The sequence below is a fragment of the Mesorhizobium sp. P2_C5_2 genome (assembly GCF_056404535.1).
Map to the genome: position 1 here is coordinate 68698 of NZ_JBFUDV010000005.1, position 18519 is coordinate 87216.

15 protein-coding genes are annotated in these 18519 nt (G+C 63.2%); 10 read left to right on the forward strand and 5 right to left on the reverse strand.

The features are described from left to right. Positions 1–10: 10 nt before the first annotated feature. From AC1D1B_RS18940 to argE, 5 genes are all read right to left on the reverse strand, one after another. The gene (locus tag AC1D1B_RS18940) at positions 11–1054 is read right to left on the reverse strand and encodes a tartrate dehydrogenase (RefSeq protein WP_477333988.1); all 1044 of its coding nucleotides are present in this window, start codon (positions 1052–1054) and stop codon (positions 11–13) included. A 10-nt stretch (positions 1055–1064) separates the two neighbouring features. Next, complete coding sequence (locus AC1D1B_RS18945) at positions 1065–2528, reverse strand: aldehyde dehydrogenase family protein (RefSeq protein ID WP_477333989.1); 1464 nt, start codon at positions 2526–2528, stop codon at positions 1065–1067. Positions 2529–2676: 148 nt separating this feature from the next. Beyond that, positions 2677–3030, reverse strand: a complete 354-nt coding sequence (locus tag AC1D1B_RS18950) for a cupin domain-containing protein (protein WP_477333990.1) — start codon at positions 3028–3030, stop codon at positions 2677–2679. Between the two features lie 23 nt (positions 3031–3053). Continuing rightward, the gene (locus AC1D1B_RS18955) at positions 3054–3977 is read right to left on the reverse strand and encodes a 2-hydroxyacid dehydrogenase (RefSeq protein ID WP_477333991.1); all 924 of its coding nucleotides are present in this window, start codon (positions 3975–3977) and stop codon (positions 3054–3056) included. A gap of 12 nt (positions 3978–3989) precedes the next feature. Further along, positions 3990–5114 carry an acetylornithine deacetylase gene (gene argE / locus AC1D1B_RS18960; protein ID WP_477333992.1) on the reverse strand — a complete coding sequence of 375 codons (1125 nt, stop codon included), beginning with the start codon at positions 5112–5114 and terminating at the stop codon, positions 3990–3992. A 240-nt stretch (positions 5115–5354) separates the two neighbouring features. On the opposite strand from argE, the gene AC1D1B_RS18965 reads away from it, so the two are divergent. From AC1D1B_RS18965 to AC1D1B_RS19010, 10 genes are all read left to right on the forward strand, one after another. Beyond that, complete coding sequence (locus tag AC1D1B_RS18965) at positions 5355–6257, forward strand: GNAT family N-acetyltransferase (RefSeq protein ID WP_477333993.1); 903 nt, start codon at positions 5355–5357, stop codon at positions 6255–6257. A gap of 823 nt (positions 6258–7080) precedes the next feature. Beyond that, positions 7081–8604 carry an FGGY-family carbohydrate kinase gene (locus tag AC1D1B_RS18970; RefSeq protein ID WP_477333994.1) on the forward strand — a complete coding sequence of 508 codons (1524 nt, stop codon included), beginning with the start codon at positions 7081–7083 and terminating at the stop codon, positions 8602–8604. Further along, positions 8601–9377 (forward strand): DeoR/GlpR family DNA-binding transcription regulator, encoded by a 777-nt coding sequence (locus AC1D1B_RS18975; RefSeq protein WP_477275274.1) that lies wholly within the window; start codon positions 8601–8603, stop codon positions 9375–9377. The genes AC1D1B_RS18970 and AC1D1B_RS18975 overlap by 4 nt, the downstream gene beginning before the upstream one ends. Further along, positions 9374–11086, forward strand: a complete 1713-nt coding sequence (locus AC1D1B_RS18980) for a glycerol-3-phosphate dehydrogenase/oxidase (protein WP_477333995.1) — start codon at positions 9374–9376, stop codon at positions 11084–11086. Before AC1D1B_RS18975 ends, AC1D1B_RS18980 begins: the two co-directional genes overlap by 4 nt. A gap of 395 nt (positions 11087–11481) precedes the next feature. Then, positions 11482–12495: a sugar-binding transcriptional regulator gene (locus tag AC1D1B_RS18985; RefSeq protein ID WP_477333996.1), complete on the forward strand. Its 1014-nt coding sequence runs from the start codon at positions 11482–11484 to the stop codon at positions 12493–12495. Positions 12496–12528: 33 nt separating this feature from the next. Further along, positions 12529–13179, forward strand: a complete 651-nt coding sequence (locus AC1D1B_RS18990; RefSeq protein ID WP_477333997.1) for a DUF2291 family protein — start codon at positions 12529–12531, stop codon at positions 13177–13179. Next, positions 13176–14714 carry a sugar ABC transporter ATP-binding protein gene (locus tag AC1D1B_RS18995; protein WP_477333998.1) on the forward strand — a complete coding sequence of 513 codons (1539 nt, stop codon included), beginning with the start codon at positions 13176–13178 and terminating at the stop codon, positions 14712–14714. The genes AC1D1B_RS18990 and AC1D1B_RS18995 overlap by 4 nt, the downstream gene beginning before the upstream one ends. 25 nt (positions 14715–14739) lie before the next feature. Next, positions 14740–15873 (forward strand): ABC transporter permease, encoded by a 1134-nt coding sequence (locus AC1D1B_RS19000; protein WP_477333999.1) that lies wholly within the window; start codon positions 14740–14742, stop codon positions 15871–15873. Between the two features lie 37 nt (positions 15874–15910). After that, complete coding sequence (locus AC1D1B_RS19005) at positions 15911–16852, forward strand: D-ribose ABC transporter substrate-binding protein (RefSeq protein WP_081725422.1); 942 nt, start codon at positions 15911–15913, stop codon at positions 16850–16852. A 107-nt stretch (positions 16853–16959) separates the two neighbouring features. Next, a complete protein-coding gene (locus AC1D1B_RS19010) occupies positions 16960–18519 on the forward strand; it encodes an FGGY family carbohydrate kinase (RefSeq protein ID WP_477334000.1) in 1560 nt (519 codons plus the stop codon).

The following is an 18519-nucleotide window of genomic DNA, read 5'->3' on the forward strand; positions in this document are numbered from 1 at the left end:
AACCTTGCAATCAGGTGAGCGACGCGACGATGGCGGCGGTGATGGCTTTCGTGCTGTCTTTGCCGGGAGTTGTTCCGATGTCGCGCGCGGTTGTCGCCTCGACCGCTTTCATGACACGGCCGGCCGCAGCCGTTTCGCCGAGATGATCGAGCATCATGGCGCCGGACCATATGGTGGCGATCGGGTTGGCGATGCCGAGATGAGCGATGTCGGGCGCGGAGCCATGCACCGGCTCGAACATGGATGGCGCCGAACGGTCGGGGTTGATGTTGGCGGAGGCGGCGTAGCCGAGCCCGCCCTGGATCGCCGCGCCGATATCGGTCAGGATGTCGCCGAACAGGTTCGAGGCGACGACCACGTCGAGGCTCTCCGGCGCCATGATCATGCGCGCGGCAAGCGCGTCGACATGATAGCTGGTCACTTCGACATCAGGATAATCCGCCTCCAACTTTCGCGTGATCTCGTCCCAGAACACCATCGAGTATTTCTGCGCGTTGGACTTCGTCACAGAAGCTAGCTTGCCTCGCCGAGCCCGCGCCTGCTCGAAGCCGAAGCGCAGGATGCGCTCGACGCCGGCGCGGGTGAAGATCGAGGTCTCCACTGCGACCTCGTTCAGAGTGCCTTGATGCACGCGCCCGCCAGCGCCTGAATATTCGCCCTCGGTGTTCTCCCGGATGCACAATATGTCGAAGCCCTCGGCCCGCAGCGGGCCTGTTACCCCCGGCAGCAGGCGGTGCGGCCGGATGTTGGCGTATTGGACGAACGCCTTGCGGATCGGCAGCAGCAGACCGTGCAGCGAGACGGAATCCGGCACCTCCGCCGGCCAGCCGACGGCGCCCAGAAGGATGGCGTCGAAGCCGCGCAAGGTCTCGATGCCATCCTGCGGCATCATGCGGCCGGTATCCTTGTAGAATTTACAGGACCAGGGGAACTCCGTGCCCGCCACGGCAAAGCCGAAGTTTTTGGCCGCCGTCTCCAGCACCGTCCAGGCGGCGGTGGTGACATCGCGGCCGATGCCGTCACCGGGGATCAGGGCGATCGAGTAGGACTTCATCGGCATCTCTTCACAGGCTGATCAGGACGCTCTTGGTCCTGCGGTTGGCGTGATACGCCTCGCGGCCGAGGTCCTTGCCGATGCCGGAGCGCTTGTAGCCGCCGGTCGGCAGGATATGGTCGCGCGAGCGGCGGTAGCGGTTGACCCAGACCGTGCCCGCTTCAAGCTTGCGCGCCAGGCGGATGGTACGGGACAGGTCGGCGGTGAACAGGCCGGAGGCCAGCCCGTAAGTCGGATGGCTGGACAGCGCCAGCGCCTCTTCCTCGGTCTCGAAGGTCTGGACGGTCAGGACCGGGCCGAAAATTTCCTCGATGATCGCAGGATTGGCCTGATCGACATTGGCGATCAGTGTCGGCTGGTAGAAATAGCCCGGGCTGTCCATGACGACGCCACCGGTCAGGCATTCGGCGCCGGCCTCGACCGCCGCCCGCACGATGCTATCGACACGCGCCCGCTGCCGTTCCGAGATGATGGGCGAATACTGCGTTGCCTCGTCCCAGGTCGGGCCTGCCCGCACCGCCTTCATCCGTTGCAGGATGGCGGTCGTCAGCCTGTCGGCGACAATCTTCTCGACGATCAGGCGTGTGCCGGCCACACAGGCCTGGCCGGCATTGAAGGTGACGCTGCCGGCGATCGCGATGGCTGCCTTGTCGAGATCGGCATCGGCAAAAACGATCTGCGGGCTCTTGCCGCCGAGTTCCAGTGTCATCGGCTTAACGCCGGTGCGGGCGACGTTCTCCATGATGGCCGAGCCGGCGCGGGTCGAGCCGGTGAAGGAGACCTTGGCGATGTCGGGATGATCGGTCAGTGCTGTGCCGGTCGTCGGACCGTCGCCGAGCACCACGTTGATGAGCCCTGCCGGCAGGCCAGCCCTGATGGCGAGCTCTGCCATATAGACGGCCGAGAAGGGTGTCATTTCCGATGGCTTGAGTACCGCCGCATTGCCCGCGGCCAGTGCCGGACCGAGCTTCCAGCCGGCCATCGAGATGGGAAAATTCCAGGGCGTGATCGCGCCGACCACGCCATAGGGCTCGCTCATGATCATCCCGAGGGTGGCATCGTCGGTCGGCACGAGCTCGCTGCCTTCCTTGTCGGCGAACTCGGCGAAAAAGCGGATCTGTTCGGCGGTTATGGCGATGTCGCCTGCAACGAGCTGGCCGACGGGCCGTGTCGAGCACAGAGCCTCGATCCTGGCCAGCGTTTCAGCTTCCGCCTCGATCAGGTCGGCCCAGGCCTGGAGCGCCCTTGTGCGCTCGCGCGGCCGGACGCCGCCCCAGTTGCTGGCCTTCAGCGCCGCTTTGGCGCTTTCCACCGCACGGTCGACCATATCGACGTCGGCCACGGGACCGACGGCGTATTCCTTGCCATCGGACGGTCGGCGCATCTCGATCGCGCCCACCGCCGCGATCAGCTCTCCGCCAATGAAATGGCCGATGGGAAGGGAGACACTGTTAGGATCGAAGCTCAGGCCCATGGACACCACTCTGCAGTTTCTGGAGGAGCTTAGCGCGAGCAACGGCGCAGCATGCGCCGTTCGATGATCGGTCACGGATGATTGTTGCGTGCTGGGGATGAGGGACGGCAAAATCTGTTGTGGGGGGCAGCACCTCAGGCGGATCCCATTACCCTACCGTCACATAGATTTTGCGCACAGTTTCTATGGTCTTCCAAACACCGGTGAAGCCGGGCTTCATCACGAAGCTGTCGCCGGCGCGGTAGGTCACCGCCTCGCCACCATCGGGCGTGATTTCAATCACGCCGGCGAGGATGTGGCAGAACTCGAAAGTCTCTCCCTTGATCGAGCGCGTCTCGCCGGGCGTCGCTTCCCAGACGCCGGTGTGGACGAGATCATCCTTGGCGGCGTCCTGCGCCCAGGTCTTGAAGGCGGGGTTGCCGCCAATCAGCCGTTCGGGCAGCGCACTGGATTCGCGCGGCGGGAAGATTGGGTTGGTGTCGACGGTCTTGAGCAGGGACAAGGAGTGGCCTTTCGGGTTGGACTTCAATAGCCGCGCGACCGGTCGACGAGCCCGATGGGGTCGAGGCCCGCGTGGTGGCGCCTGATGTTGGCGATGACGGCGCGTGCAGCCGTCGCGGGCTGGGTGACGCTGGCGACATGCGGGGTCAGGAGGATCTTCGGATGCAACCAGAACGGATGGCTCGTCGGCAGCGGTTCGGGATCGGTGACGTCGATCATCGCCGCTGAAAGATGACCGCGGTCGAGCGCGGCGAGAAGGGCTTCATGGTCGAGCTGCGGCCCCCGGCCCGTATGGACGAGCGCTGCGCCCTTGGGCAGCTTCGCAAACAGGTCGGCATTCAGGAAACCGCGCGTATCCTCGGTCAGCGGCAGCAGGCACACCAGTATGTCGCTGTCCGCGAGCATTTCCTTCAGCCCAAGCTCGCCTTGATGACAGGTCACACCCTCGATCTGCCGCGGCGTGCGGCTCCATCCGGCGAGCGGGAAGCCGAAGGGCTTCAGCCGATCGAGAGCGGCCTGGCCGAGCTGTCCAAGGCCAAGCATGCCGATCCGGCGCGACCCGGCCTGGAGCTGCGGGATATCGTGCCAATCGCCGGCGCGTTGCTGTGCCAGATATCCCGGCAGGTTGCGATGTAAAGCGAGTACGGCAAGCATCACGTACTCCTGCATCATGCGCACGATGCCTTCCTCGACCGTACGCACGATCTTCACCTGTTCCGGTACGGTGGCGAGGCGGAACTGGTCCACGCCGGCGCCAAGGGAAAACAGCATCTCCAGGTTCCTGTAGCGCGCCAGGTCTCCTGGCGCGGTCCAGGTAACAAGATAGCGTACGGCACCGGGGTCGACCGTTGCGGCATCCATCGTGAAGGGGACGTCCGGCAATTCTCTGGCGAAGGCGTCGGCAAAGACCGCCCCACGCCGCCCGTCGGAATTGAACAGGAATGTCATCCAGGTTCTCCCTCAGCCCGCGCAATGCGCGCCCAGCGCTTCGATCATCCGCTGGCTAGCAATGAGTTCGCTGGCAAGAATATATTCGTCCGGCTTGTGGGCGCGGTCGATGTTGCCCGGCCCGCAGATGATCGCATCGAACCCGGCAACCTGGTAAAGGCCGGCTTCCGTACCGAAGCTGACGGCGGCGAGCGGCACCTCGCCGGTCAACTCGCTCAGCAGTGCTGCCAGCGCTGCGTCTTGCGGCAGCGACAGCGCCGGATAGGCGCTCATCGGCGTCCACTCGACCAGAAAGCCCTCGGCTGCGAGGGCCTCGGCCCGCGCCTTGACCGGCACGAGCAGGCTCGCCGGGTCGACACCGGGTATGGCGCGTGCCTCCAGGTCCAGCGTGCAACTGTCGGGAATGATGTTGACCGACTGTCCGCCTGCAATCACACCGGCCTGCAGCGAGGAACAGGCAGGCTCGAAGGCGGAGTTGAACGGACCGTGCGTCAGCCGCTCGGCTTCGCTCACCGCCGCGCTCAGCACGCCGGCCATGGCGTGGATGGCGTTGAGCCCGAGGTCAGGCCGCGAGGAATGGCCGGAGCGTCCCTTGATAATCACGCGGGCGGCCGCCTTGCCCTTGTGGCCGCGCACGGCTCGCATCTCGCTGGGCTCGCCGACGATGACGCCGAGCGGTTTTGCGCAAAGTTCCGGAAGGCGGGCGATCAGATGCGGCACGCCGCGACATCCAACCTCCTCGTCATAGGAGAAGGCAAGGTGGATTGGCCTGAAAAGGCGTAGTTTCGCCAGCGCAGGCACGGCCGCCAGTGCCGCGGCCAGAAACCCCTTCATGTCGGTGGTGCCGCGTCCATAGAGCCGTTCATCGTCTCGGCGCAATATGAAAGGAGCCGAGCTCCACTGCGGTTCGCCGGCGGGGACGACGTCCATGTGGCCGGACAGGATGTAGCCCGGGACATCGGCGGGACCGACCGTTGCGAAAAGATTGAAACGGTCGCCTTCCGGCCCTGGGAGCACTGTGACCTGCGCCCCGTGCTCCGCCAGACAGTTCCCGATCCAGCCGGCGATATCTGCGTTCGGCTTGCCGGCAACCGATGGAAAGGCGACGAGACGGTCGAGGATGTCGAAGACGTCCATTCCAGCCCTCTAAGCATTTCGGATTCGCTGACATAAGTGCCGACGATTGCATGCTGCAACATTTCCGGGGAGGATGTGTGCGTTCTCCCGCGATTGCGTGCCGAAAGCGAAAGTGTTTCAGTTGAATCTTGCGTTACTGCGCGGCTTTCGAGCAAATCGTACCGGTCTGCTCGTTTAGCGTTTACGGGACAGGGCCGGCCGTCGATATGTCGCCCTCTAGTGCGGAAATCTTGCAGGGACATGGAATTGAAGCCGTCCGGAAGCTTGAAAATCGACACCTTCTCGATGCGCATCGGCGACATTGAAGGCGTCGAGCTGGATAGGTTGCACGCGCTCTCCCTGTCCGTGGGATGGCCGCATCGGGCCGAGGATTGGCAATTCCTGCGCGAATCGGGACGGGGGTTCGTGGCGCTCGATGATATCGGTCGCGTTCTTGGCTCGGCCATGTGGTTCGCGCATGGCGCCGATTTCGCGACCGTGGGCATGGTCATCACCTCGCCGCGACTCCAGACGCTGGGGGCGGGGCAATGGCTGATGAAGCGAGTCTTCGACAAGGTCGCCGGGCGCGATCTGCGTCTCAATGCAACCCGTGCGGCAAGACGGCTCTATCTTTCGCTCGACTTCCAGCCGGAGAAGACCGTTTATCAATGCCAGGGCATCGCCCGTATGCAGACGAAGGATAGGCCGGCAAATATTCGGGGCGACGTCCGGGCTTTGGACGCCAGGGATCTTCCTGCGGCGATCGCGCTTGACGCGGCAGGATTTGGCGTGAGGCGGGCGGCGCTCATCGAAAAGCTTTTCACGTACTCGGTCGGCTATGGTCTTTTCAAGGGTGACAAGCTGAGCGCTTTCGCGCTCTGTCGCCCGTTCGGGCGGGGCCACGTCGTGGGGCCGGTCGTGGCGGAAAGCGACGCTGAGGCGGTAGCGGTCGTGCGGTCGCACGTGACCGACCATTCGGGGTCTTTCCTGCGGATCGACACCCACATGGACAATGGCGAGTACGCCGCCTTTCTGTCGCACAACGGAATGCCGGTTTTCGATACGGTGCTCACCATGTCGATGGGCAAAGGCCTCACCGATTTTGCCGTGGGCGGCGCAACTGGACCGATGACTTATGCCCTCGCCAGTCAGACTCTCGGGTAGTTCAGTCCAGGACGCGCGCAGTCGCGGCTGTCCATGCCTTCGCAGGCACACTTGTGGCGTCAGGGGACCTCACATCAAAAGTACGGTTTCTTAAGCTATGCTGGACCATCCGCAGCAGACCACGCCGGATTGTCACAGCCTTCGAAGTTGCCAAGGTAGGCGCGCATCAATGTGGCGCATATCTAGCCAAGTTCTGACGATGAAAGCGACGCGAAACCATACGGAACGATATAGGAAGGATGGTTGACTGGCGCCCACGAAAAGTCAATGAAACCAACGACTATGGGATATCCTCCGGGCCTACCAGTGGTTTGCGCGCCGTCAGCCGCAAGATTCGGTCCATGCCTGAACAGGCAAATGCATCTGCGACGCTTCCCGCGAATAGACTCTGCATCGTCGATGTCGTCGTGGCCGAGCGCGTCCAGCTTGGTGGATGCCTCCCCTTCGGCTCTGTCACCAAGGGCGAAGTGCTCGCCACATCTCGGCTGCGGGTGCCAGGCCGAGCCAAGGGTTTCCGATAGCGCGCGTTTTCTGAAAAATAGAACGACGACAGTGGTACATTTTATTGTCAAAAAAAATTAAAAAAATCAGCTGTGTTACATTATTTCTCCTCTTGGGGTCGCCAAAATTTTATGGACTTCCGTACACCGATCTCACATACTGACGTTAAATTAACAACGGAATATGGTTCGTTTTGACCCGCAAAAAACCTGCCGCTTTGATATCGCTTCGCTCCATTGCTTGTCGCTATGCCTGTCGCCCTTGCCTCAGCCTGCAGGATCGCTTGCAGTGCGCATCGCCAGTTGCTGATTGAGGCGGTCTCATGCCCAGCCTGCTCGGAATCGACAACGGCCTCACCGTCACCAAGGCAGTGATCTTCGATGCCGACGGCACGCAGCTGTCGGTGGCGCGGCGGCGGGTGCCGCAATCGATGCCGCATGCGCGCTGGGTGGAGCGTGACATGGCCGGTCTGTGGCAAGCGACCGCGGAGGCCATTCGCGAGGCGATTGCGCTGTGCGGCCGTCCGGCAGGCGACATCAAGGCGGTGGCAGCGACCGCGCATGGCGACGGGCTGTATCTGCTCGACAAGGACCGCCGACCGCTGGGGCCCGGCATATTGTCGCTCGACAGCCGTGCAGGCGAAATCGTCGACAAATGGTGCGCGGGTTCGGTTTTCGACCACGCGCTCGCGCTGACCGGCCAGGCGCCGCATGTTTCGGCGCCCTCGGCTCTGCTGGCCTGGATCGGGCGGAACGATCCGGGCCGCTATGGGCGCATCGGTCATGTGCTGGCCTGCAAGGACTGGCTGCGCTTTTGCCTGACCGGCACCATCGGCACCGACCGGACCGAGGCCAGCACCTCCTTCACCGATTTCCGCACGCAAGCCTTCGCGCCGGAAGCGATGCGCATCTTCGGACTGGATGGCCTTTTCGATGCGCTACCGCCGGTGGCGCATTCGGCCGACATCGTTGGACAGGTGACCGCCGAGGCCGCCGATATGACCGGCCTGTCCAGGGGTACGCCCGTCGCCTGCGGCCTGCATGACGTGACCGCCTCCGCACTTGGCATGGGCGGCCATGAGGAGGGCACTCTCGCCATCGTCGCCGGCACCTATTCCATCAATGAAGTCGTTTCGTCAGAACCGCGCGTCGACCGGCGCTGGTTCTGCCGCAACGCCCTCGACGCCGGCCGCTGGAACAACATGGCGATCTCGCCGGCTTCGACCGCAAACTACGACTGGTTTCTTGACACGTTCTGCCGCGCGGAACAGGACAGGACGGATGGCGGCTCAATCCACGAACTGCTGGCGGCAGAGATCGACGCGGCGCTGAAAAGGCCTTCGACCATCCTGTTTCATCCCTATCTGTTCGGCTCCCCCTATGGCGATGTCGCCAGCGGCAGCTTTGTCGGCCTGCATGGCTGGCACAATCGCGGCGATATGCTGAAGGCGGTTCTGGAAGGCATCGCCTTCAATCATCGTACCCATGTCGAAGCGTTGCGCGATGGCTTTGCTGTCAGCGAGATCCGCCTGACCGGCGGAAGTTCGCGCAACCCCGTCTTCGTGCAGATGTTTGCCGACGTGCTGAACGCCCCGGTCACCGTCACCTCGACGGATGAGGCCGCCGCTTTGGGTGCCTCGCTTTGCGCAGGTGCTGCTGTCGGCTTGTTCAAGACGCCGCAAGACGGTGCAAGGCAGGTCGGCATGACGGCGCGGACATATCAGCCGGCGCCCGCCCCCAGTGCTGTGTTCAATGAGCGTTTTTCGCTCTACTGCCGGATCGCCGAGCAGATGAAGTCGCATTGGCCGGCAATCGAAAGGCTGGCGCGGCCGGGGGGAGAAGCATGATCAAGGCCGACGAACGACGCGAAGAGATCGCCGACTATGTGATCAAGCTCGGCCAGGTGCGCATCGACGATCTGGTCGAGCATTTCGGGGTGTCGCGCATGACCATCCACCGGCACATCGACCGGCTGGCGCAGCAGGGCGTGTTACGCAAGCTGCATGGCGCGGTGACGGTTCAGCCCTCCGGTCTCTACGAAAGCGCCTTTCGCTACCGGGTGACGGTCAACAGGGCGGAGAAGGATGCGCTGGCGCGGGCGGCGCTGGACTATGTCGAGGCCGGCCAGGTGGTGATGTTGGACGATTCATCGACGGCAAACGCGGTCGCGACGCTGCTGCTCGACGTCAAGCCGCTGACGGTCGTCACCAACAGCGTGTCGACGGCTGCGCTTATGATCAATGTCGACGACATCGATTTCATCTGTCTCGGCGGCCAGTATCACGGCACCTACAATGCCTATATCGGCATCGTCTGCGAGAACGCCGTGGCGCAGCTGCGCGCCAATGTGCTGATCTGTTCGGCTTCGGCGATCACCGGAACCACGGCTTTCATCCAGGATCCGAATGTCGTGCGGGTGAAGCAAGCGATGATGGCCGCATCGGTCAAGCGCATCCTTTTGGTCGACCATGCAAAGTTCGACAGGATTGCACTGCACGTCTTCGACGATCTGACCAGTTTCGACGCTGTGCTGGTGACCGAGGGGCTAGGCGATGCGCAGGCTCAGAGCCTTGAGCGGGCCGGCGTGAAGCTGCGCATCGTCAAGACGAAAGCGCCATGAGCCCAACCGACGGAGCAGGGGCGGACAATCCCGCCGGGCGTCTCGCCGCAATGGCTGCGACCGGCGATGTCGACGTCGTCATTCTTGGCGCCGGCATCAACGGGGCGGGGCTGTTTCGCGACCTGTGCGCGCAAGGCGTCAGCTGCCTGATCGTCGACAAGGGCGATTTCGGCTCGGGCACCAGTGCCGCGCCGTCGCGGCTCATTCATGGCGGCCTCAAATATCTCGAAACTGGCGAGTTCGGGCTGGTGGCGCAGTCGACGCTCGAACGCAATCTGCTTCTGCAAAACGCGCCGCACTATGTCAGCCCGCTGCCGACCGTCATCCCGATCTTTTCGTGGGGCAAGGGCATGCTGGCGGCGCTGCGAACGCTGTTCGGTTCGACCAGCGCGCCGCGCAGCCGCGGCGCCGTCCTGATCAAGATCGGCCTGATGATCTACGATTTCTACGGTTCGCGAAACCAGGTCATGCCGCGCCACCGCATGGTCGGGCGGCAGCAGGCGCTGGGCGAGATGCCGGCGCTCAATCCGGCGATCGTTGCCACCGGCACCTATTACGACGCCAAGATAAGCCACCCGGAACGGCTGGTGCTGGAACTGATCTTCGACGGGCTGCAGGCCAATACAGCCTCCGCCAGCGCCAACTACACGGCACTCGATACTTCAGCCAATGGCGTGCTCACCTTCCAACCGGAAAACGGCATCGCCTTTTCGGTGCGGCCGAAGCTGGTGGTTAACGCCGCCGGTCCGTGGATCGACGACGTCAATGCGCTGCTTGGCGCGCCGTCGAAGATGATCGGCGGCACCAAGGGTTCGCACATCCTGTTGAAGCATGACGAACTGGTCAGCAGTCTGGCTGGGCGCATGCTTTATTTCGAGGCCGACGACGGCCGCATCTGCCTCGTCTACGACTATCTCGGCCTGGCGCTGGTCGGCTCGACCGACATCAAAGCCGACAATCCAGACGAGGTCCACTGCGAACCCGAAGAAGTCGACTATCTGCTCGACAGCGTGCGCACGCTGCTGCCGGGCATGGCGTTCGAACGCGACCAGATCGTCTACGCCTATAGCGGCATCAGACCCTTGCCGACGTCCGAGGCATCGACGCCCGGACTGATCAGCCGCGATCATTCGGCGCCGGTCGCCGAGCCGGACAGCAACAGGCCCTTCGCGGTCATTTCCCTGGTTGGCGGCAAGTGGACGACGTTTCGCGGTTTTGCCGAGGAAGTCACTGATACCGTGCTCGGCCGCCTGCAGCGCAGCCGCAAGGTGTCGACGCGCTCGATGCCGATCGGCGGCGGCCGCGATTTTCCGGCCAATGCCGCGGCGCGCGCAGACTGGCTGGCTGAGGCACAGCAGGCAACGGGCGCCGGGGAAGGGCGCCTCGACCAATTGCTGTCACGCTACGGGACCCGAGCCGCGCAGATCGCTAAGTGGGCGCCGAATGATGAGGGCCGCCTGCAGGACTCCGAAGGCTATGGCAAGGCGGAAATCGACTACATCGCCCGCAACGAATTCGTCGGACATCTGGCCGACATCGTCATGCGCCGCAGCACGCTAGCCATTGGCGGTTCGCTGACAAGCCGCGACCTGCAGGAGATTGCCGCGATCGCCGGGCGGGCGTTAGCGTGGAGTGCTGAGCGCCTCGCGCGGGAAGTCGAAGCCGCTGTTGTCGAGCTCGAGGGCAGGAACCTGATGCGGCTGGACTGATCGCGCCATCGCCGACGCCGATAGTATTATCAGGGCAATCCGATCGGTTTGCCCTGGTTGCACCTTGTGCGCGAAACCTCCCATCTCACAGCCAGATTGGGATTTTCTAGAGCCACGATGCATTTGAACAAAAACAAACGCTTAGCAATGACTTCGACTGCCGTCACCTACGCATTGCAGCTGTCTTTGACAGCTGTCTTTGGCATGAGATAACACAGATTGACGTTAAATTAACACCTGCCTATGATCGCCTAATATGCTGAGTTCCTAATAGGCCTGCTTTGGCTTCCGATCCGTCGGCTGGGGCAACCATCCGCGAAGGGATTGACAGCGATGCAAAGGTATGAAAATTTTTGCACACAAAGATAATAATATCATCTCAGGGAGGAGATGGCTTGAAATCCGGTGGAGCCGCGAACCGCGACCATGAATCCAGCCTCGCCACGCGTGCGGCCTGGCTTCATTATGCCGGGGGTCTGACGCAAGCTCAGGTGGCCAAGCGGCTTGGCCTGACCAGCCTCAAAGCGCACCGGCTGATCACCAAGGCCAACCAGGAAGGGCTGGTCAGGGTATTCATCGACGGCGATGTCGCCGAATGCGTCGATCTGGAACAGCGCCTGACCGCCGCCTTTGGGCTCGATTATTGCGAAGTGGTTCCTGATCTCGACCAAGACGAGTTGCCGCTGAAGGGGCTGGGCATTGCCGGCGCCCAGTTTTTGAAGCGCGAAATCGATCGCGGCGAAGACATGCTGATCGGCGTCGGCCATGGCCGCACGCTTGCGGCCAGCGTCGAATATCTGACGCGCACCACTGCTGCCCACATCCGTTTCGTCTCGCTGCTTGGCGGCGTGACGCGCAAATTCGCCGCCAACCCGCACGACGTCATGCATCGCCTGGCCGAGCGCACCGGTGCGCAGGCCTTTGTCATGCCGGTGCCTTTTGTCGCCAACACCGCCGAGGACCGTGAGGTGCTGCTTGGCCAGCGCGGCATCAGCGATGTCTTCGCTCTCGCCAGCCGGTCCGACCTGATGTTCGTCGGAATAGGCACGGCCGAGCGGGAAGCCTCGCTGGTCGCCACGGGCATGATCGAGCCTTCCGAAATCGACGAGGTCAAGCGTGACGGCGGCGTCGGCGAATTGCTGGCGCATTTCTTCGACGACAAGGGGCGCCCGGTCGAAACAGCGCTGTCGGAAAGAATACTGGCGCTTCCTCGAGATCAGTTGAAGGGCCGCAGGATTGTCGCCGTCGCCGGCGGCAAGGTGAAAGTACGCGCCATCAAGGCAGTGCTCGAAAGCCGTTATCTCAGCGGCCTGATCACCGACGAATGCACGGCCCGCGCGCTCGTCGAGTTCGACGATGCAGCCGGTGCCACCAAGCGCCGCGTGAACGGAGGATCGACGAATGCGTGACAACGGAAAATCCGCATCGCTGGCGGTTGCATCATGAGCGCGAAGGCTGCCTCCGCCCGGCAAGCTTCGCCCGGCCTGCGTCGGGCACTTGCCGCTGCTGCAGTTCTGGTTCTGCTCGGCGCCATGGCGCTCGACACCAAGGTCATCAAGATCGGCTCTGCCGGCGACGTCCGCAACGCCGTCTTTTCCGCCGCCGACTATGGCAAGTCGGAATTCCCCAAGGTGCAGGCCGATGTCGAGGCGCGTGCCGCCGACGCCGCGATAGTGGCGACGGCGATCGCCAAGGACAGGGCGACCGCCGAAAAGGAATATGGCGTGCCTGCGGGCGTCGGACCGGTCATCTCGGTCAAGCTCACCGGCGTCGTCGGCGAGGGCAAGTCAGGCATCTACAAGGTCGCCGTCGACGGTTTACCGGATACGTTGACGGTCCGCGTGCAGACCGGGCCGGCGATCAACGGAACCGAGCTTCGCGACGCCACCGGCAAGATCACCTTCGGCCAGTTCACCAACCAGATCGAGTATCAGGACGCCGGCTCGGCACTGAACAACGAGATGAAGAAGGAGGTGCTGGCGAAAGTCGATACCAGCACCTTGACCGGCAAGACCATAGCGGTGGTCGGCGCCTTCAAGCTGGTCAATCCGAAGAGCTGGCTGGTCACCCCGGTAAGGCTGGAGGTCAAATGAATTCGGCTTCCGGCACAGAACCCGCAACTGGCGACGCCGTGCTTTCGGCGCGCAATGTCGTCATGTCTTATGGCGGCGTGCACGCGCTCAAGGGCGTGAACTTCGACATTCATCGCGGCAAGGTCACCACCCTGTTCGGAGAGAATGGCGCCGGCAAGTCGACGCTGATGAAGATCCTGTCCGGTGTGGTGACGCCGACATCCGGCGATATCGTGCTTGACGGCAATCTCGTCAGCTTTTCCTCGTCTTCGGATGCGCGCGATCGCGGCATTTCGATTATCCACCAGGAACTGAGCCTGGCGCCGAATCTCAGCGTTCGCGACAACATCTTCATGGGCCGCGAACTGCGCACCAGGACCGGCCTCGACTTCGCCGAGGAGTCGCGCCAGGCGCGCGCGCTGATGGCTGACCTCGAGGAAGACATCGACCCGATGACCCTGGTCGAGGATCTGCGCCTCGGGCAGCAGCAGATCGTCGAGATCGCACGGGCGCTGTCGGTCGATTCCCGCATCCTGATCATGGACGAGCCGACCTCCGCGCTCAGCGCGACGGAGGTGGAGGTGCTGTTCAAGGTGATCCGCGATCTGACCAGCCGCGGCGTCTCGATCGTCTATATCTCGCATCACCTCGAAGAAGCGCTGCAGATCACCGACTATGCCGTCGTGCTGCGCGACGGTGCGATCACGGCGACGGCCGAGGCCAAGGATATCGATCTCGAATGGATCGTCCGCAACATGGTGGGCGCGAATTTTGATCTCGGCTCGCCGCCGACCGGCCATGCGTTCGGCGCGGTGGCGCTATCGATCGAGGATGTCAGCGTCACCGACGCTTCGGGTTCAGGCTACGTGGTCGATCATCTGTCGCTGGATGTCAAAGCAGGCGAAATCGTCTGCATCTATGGGCTGATGGGCGCGGGCCGCACGGAATTGCTGGAGGCCGTTGCCGGACGCGTGCCGATGGCGGGCGGGCGGGCGCTGCTCGAGGGCGAGGACGTTTCGGGGCTGACCATTGCCCAGCGCATTGCCAGAGGACTTGTGCTCGTGCCCGAGGACCGCCAGCGAGATGGTCTGGTCCAGACCATGACCGTCGGCCGCAATCTGTCGCTTGCCAGCATCGAGGCATTCGCCAAAGGCCTGTTCCTGTCCCGGCCAAGGGAACGCGCACTGATCGACGACTCGATCCGCAAGGTGACCATCAAGACTGCCGGCGGCAACGCCATGATCGGATCGCTGTCGGGCGGCAACCAGCAGAAGGTCGTCATCGGCAAGATGCTGACGACAAATCCCAAGGTGATCCTTCTCGACGAGCCGAGCCGCGGCATTGACGTCGGCGCCAAGGCCGAAGTCTTCCGCTTGCTCAGCGAGCGCGCCGCGCAGGGCCTGGCGGTCGTCTTCTCGACCTCGGAGGTCAATGAGTGCCTCAGCATCGCGCACCGCATCGTCGTCATGCGGCGCGGCAAGATTTCAGCCGAATTCAGCGCGAACGCCACCAAAGAGCAGATCATGGCCGCTTCGGGCGAAGCCGTGGTCGCCTGATCACAGAATTTTCGGAGCCGCGATCATGAGCGATGTCAGCCAGGCCAGCAAACAGTCCAGCCCGAGTAGCGGCGGCGAGGGCTTCGACGTTGCCAAGCTGCTGCTCGAAGGCCGGGCTTTCTTTGCCCTGATCGTCATCATCGTCGTCTTCTCGATCCTGTCGCCCTACTACCTCTCGGTGGCGAACTTCCTGACCATGGCCTCGCATGTCGCTATCTTCGGGATTCTCGCCGTCGGCATGCTGCTTGTCATCCTCAATGGCGGCATCGATCTGTCAGTGGGCTCGACGCTCGGCCTTGCCGGCGTCGTCGCCGGATTTCTGATGCAGGGCGTGGCGCTGACCTGGCTGGGCGTCGTTCTCTACCCGCCGGTCTGGGTGGTCGCAGTGCTCGCCTGCATGCTGGGCGCCGCTGTCGGTCTGATCAACGGCGTGCTCATCGCACGCTTCAAGGTTCCGGCTTTCGTCGCCACGCTCGGCGTCATGTACATGGCGCGCGGCCTTGCGCTGCTGATGACCAGCGGCCTGACCTACAACAATCTCGGTGGCAAGCCGGAGCTAGGCAACACCGGTTTCGACGCGCTTGGCTTCAACCGTCTTTTCGGCGTGCCGACCGGCGTAGTGGTGCTGGCGGTGATCGCGCTGATCGGCAGCATCGTCTTGAACCGCACCGCTTTCGGGCGCTGGCTCTACGCTTCGGGCGGCAATGAGCGCGCGGCCGAACTCTCCGGCGTTCCGGTCAAGACGGTGCAGATTTCCGTCTATGTGCTTTCAGGCATCTGCGCCGCCATTGCCGGCCTGATCCTGTCCTCGCAGTTGACCTCGGCCGGGCCGACCGCGGGCACCACCTACGAATTGACGGCCATCGCCGCCGTCGTCATCGGCGGTGCGGCGCTGACCGGCGGGCGCGGCAATATCCGCGGCACCTTGCTCGGGGCCTTCGTCATCGGCTTCCTGTCCGATGGTCTGGTGATCATCGGCATCTCATCCTACTGGCAGACAGTGTTCACCGGCGCCGTCATCGTGCTCGCCGTGCTCCTCAATGCCGTTCAGTATCGCCGCCGTAGCAAGCTCCCGGCTTCGACGGGCGGCCAACCGACTTCTCAGAAACGGGGGAAGGCCGAACCGGCCAATCCTGCCCAAGGGAAGGCTGCCAGGTGACTGGAGCAACACCGCGTAAATCATTGGAGGAATGTACATGAAAATCGTGCTTAGAAGTTTGCTTGCTGCCGCGATGGTCGTCGGGTTTAGCGCAGCCGCATCGGCCGCGGGCCTGATCTCGATCATCGTCAACGATCCGGCCAACCCGTACTGGCTGACCGAAGGCAACGTCGCCAAGGCTGAGGCCGAAAAGCTCGGCTATACCGCCAATGTCGCTGCCCACAAGGGCGACACCAACACGGAAAGCAATCTGATCGACACCGCCATCACCAACAAGTCGGTGGCGATCATCCTCGACCCGGCCAATGCCGATGGTTCGGTCGGCGCGGTGAAGAAGGCGATTGCCGCCAACATCCCGGTTTTCCTCGTCAATGCCGAGATCAATCAGGAAGGCCTTGCCAAAGGACAGCTCGTCTCCAACAACGCGCAGGGTGCGGCTCTCGGTGCCCAGCAGTGGGTGCAGGCGGTCGGTGAAAAGGGCAAATATGTCGAACTGCTCGGCGCCCCGTCGGACAACAACGCAGCCACGCGCTCGAACGGCTATGCGACCGTGCTGAGCCAGTATCCGGATCTCGAAAAGGCTGCCTCGCAGGTTGCCAACTGGGATCGTACCCAGGGTCACGACAAGATGCAGAGCATGCTGCAGGCCAATCCCGACATCATCGCCGTGATCAGCGGCAATGATGAAATGGCGCTTGGTGCGGTTGCGGCGCTGAAGGAAGCCGGCAAGCTGGCAGGCATCAAGGTCGGCGGCTTCGACGGCTCCCCGGATGCGGTTGCGGCGATCAAGTCCGGCGAACTGCAGTACACCGTGCTGCAGCCGGTCGCCATCTTCTCGGCAAAGGCCGTGCAGCAGGCCGACTCGTTCATCAAGTCGGGCGCTACCGGTGCCACCAGCGAGAAGCAGCTGTTCGATTGCCTGCTCATCACCAAGGACAATGTGGACAAGTACACCGCACCCTTCGTGCTGTCGGAATAAAACCTGCACAGGGGGTGTCCTTGCGGACACTCCCTGCCTCTTCTACGGCTCGAAACAACAAAGACCGTTCCTTTGAATTGCCTTCATAATCATCCGGAACTTGCCGCATGAAAGACCTGCTGATCGGGATCGACGCGGGAACATCCGTGATCAAATCGGTCGCTTTCGATCTTTCGGGGCGGCAGCTTGCCATGGCGTCGGTGACCAACAGCTTCGCCACGCTGGAAGGCGGCGGCGCCGAGCAAGATCTCGATCAGACCTGGCGCGACATGGCGCTGACCGTTCGCGAACTGGCGACGAAAATTCCCGATCTGGCGCGGCGCACCGCGGCGGTTGCAATCACCGGGCAGGGCGACGGCACCTGGCTGATCGATGGCGCCGGCCTACCGGTCGGGCGCGCCTGGCTCTGGCTCGACGCCCGCGCCGGACATCTGGTGGACGAGATGCGCGCCGATGCCCGGGATCGCACGCGGTTCGAGATCACCGGCACCGGGCTCAACGCTTGCCAGCAGGGCGCTCAGCTGAGCTGGTTGAAAAGGAACAGCCCTGAAATCCTCGAGCGCGCCGCCACTGCCTTTCACTGCAAGGACTGGCTCCACTTTAAAATGACGGGCGAGCGCGCCACCGATCCCTCGGAAGCCACCTTCACCTTCGGCGATTTCCGCTCGCGCAGCTATTCCGACGAGGTGCTCGACATTCTCGATCTGACGACGCATCGCCGCCTGTTGCCGCCCATGCTCGAAGGCACGACCGACCATCATCCGCTTGCTGCGTCGGCAGCCGGAGAGACCGGCCTGCTCGAAGGCACGCCGGTGGTGCTGGGCTACGTCGACATGGTCAGCACCGCACTCGGCGCCGGTCTTTACGATCCGAGCGGCAATGTCGGCTGCACGGTCATCGGCTCGACCGGGATCCATACGCGCCTGGCGCGTACTCCTGACGATGTCGTCCTCAATGACAATGCATCCGGCTACACGATCGCCATGCCGGTTCCGGGCGCCTATGCGCAACTGCAATCCAATATGGCGGCGACGCTCAACATCGACTGGCTGCTTGGCCTGGCGCGCGACGTGCTGACCGCCAGCAGCGCAAAACCTTCGCGCGATGAGCTGCTGAAAGCGCTCGATGTCTGGGTCGAAGGATCGGAGCCGGGATCGCTTGTCTACCAGCCCTATATCTCGCTCGCCGGCGAACGCGGACCGTTCGTCGATCCCGATGCGCGGGCAGGGTTCATCGGCCTTTCCGTCAAGCACGGCTTTGGCGATCTTGCGCGCGCCGTTCTCGAGGGATTGGCCTTCGCGGCACGCGATTGCTACCAGGCGATGGGTACTGTGCCGGGCGAAATCCGCCTGTCGGGCGGCGCGGCGCGCAGCCCGTCGCTGCGCCGCATCATCGCCGCAGCGACCCGCGCGCAAGTCAGAACCAGCAGCCGCCAGGAAGCCGGTGCCGCGGGCGCCGCGATGATGGCCGCGGTCGGGCTCGGCGTCTATCGCTCGATGGATGATTGTTGCGCCGAATGGGTGACGCCGCTTCTGGGCGAATGCGATGCCTATGACGAGGCGCTTTCCCACACCTACGATGCGCTGTTTCCATCCTTCGTCGCTGCGCGCCAGGCGCTGCGGCCGGTATGGAAGTCGATGGCGCACCGCACAGGAGCAAAGTCTTGA

Coding starts and splice junctions, on each gene's coding strand:
- AC1D1B_RS18970 (WP_477333994.1), top strand. CDS start 7,081: ATGCCCAGCCTGCTCGGAATCGACAACGGCCTCACCGTCACCAAGGCA.
- AC1D1B_RS19000 (WP_477333999.1), top strand. CDS start 14,740: ATGAGCGATGTCAGCCAGGCCAGCAAACAGTCCAGCCCGAGTAGCGGC.
- AC1D1B_RS18955 (WP_477333991.1), bottom strand. CDS start 3,977: ATGACATTCCTGTTCAATTCCGACGGGCGGCGTGGGGCGGTCTTTGCC.
- AC1D1B_RS19010 (WP_477334000.1), top strand. CDS start 16,960: ATGAAAGACCTGCTGATCGGGATCGACGCGGGAACATCCGTGATCAAA.
- AC1D1B_RS18980 (WP_477333995.1), top strand. CDS start 9,374: ATGAGCCCAACCGACGGAGCAGGGGCGGACAATCCCGCCGGGCGTCTC.
- AC1D1B_RS19005 (WP_081725422.1), top strand. CDS start 15,911: ATGAAAATCGTGCTTAGAAGTTTGCTTGCTGCCGCGATGGTCGTCGGG.
- AC1D1B_RS18975 (WP_477275274.1), top strand. CDS start 8,601: ATGATCAAGGCCGACGAACGACGCGAAGAGATCGCCGACTATGTGATC.
- AC1D1B_RS18995 (WP_477333998.1), top strand. CDS start 13,176: ATGAATTCGGCTTCCGGCACAGAACCCGCAACTGGCGACGCCGTGCTT.
- AC1D1B_RS18965 (WP_477333993.1), top strand. CDS start 5,355: ATGGAATTGAAGCCGTCCGGAAGCTTGAAAATCGACACCTTCTCGATG.
- AC1D1B_RS18945 (WP_477333989.1), bottom strand. CDS start 2,528: ATGGGCCTGAGCTTCGATCCTAACAGTGTCTCCCTTCCCATCGGCCAT.
- AC1D1B_RS18990 (WP_477333997.1), top strand. CDS start 12,529: ATGAGCGCGAAGGCTGCCTCCGCCCGGCAAGCTTCGCCCGGCCTGCGT.
- AC1D1B_RS18940 (WP_477333988.1), bottom strand. CDS start 1,054: ATGAAGTCCTACTCGATCGCCCTGATCCCCGGTGACGGCATCGGCCGC.
- argE (WP_477333992.1), bottom strand. CDS start 5,114: ATGGACGTCTTCGACATCCTCGACCGTCTCGTCGCCTTTCCATCGGTT.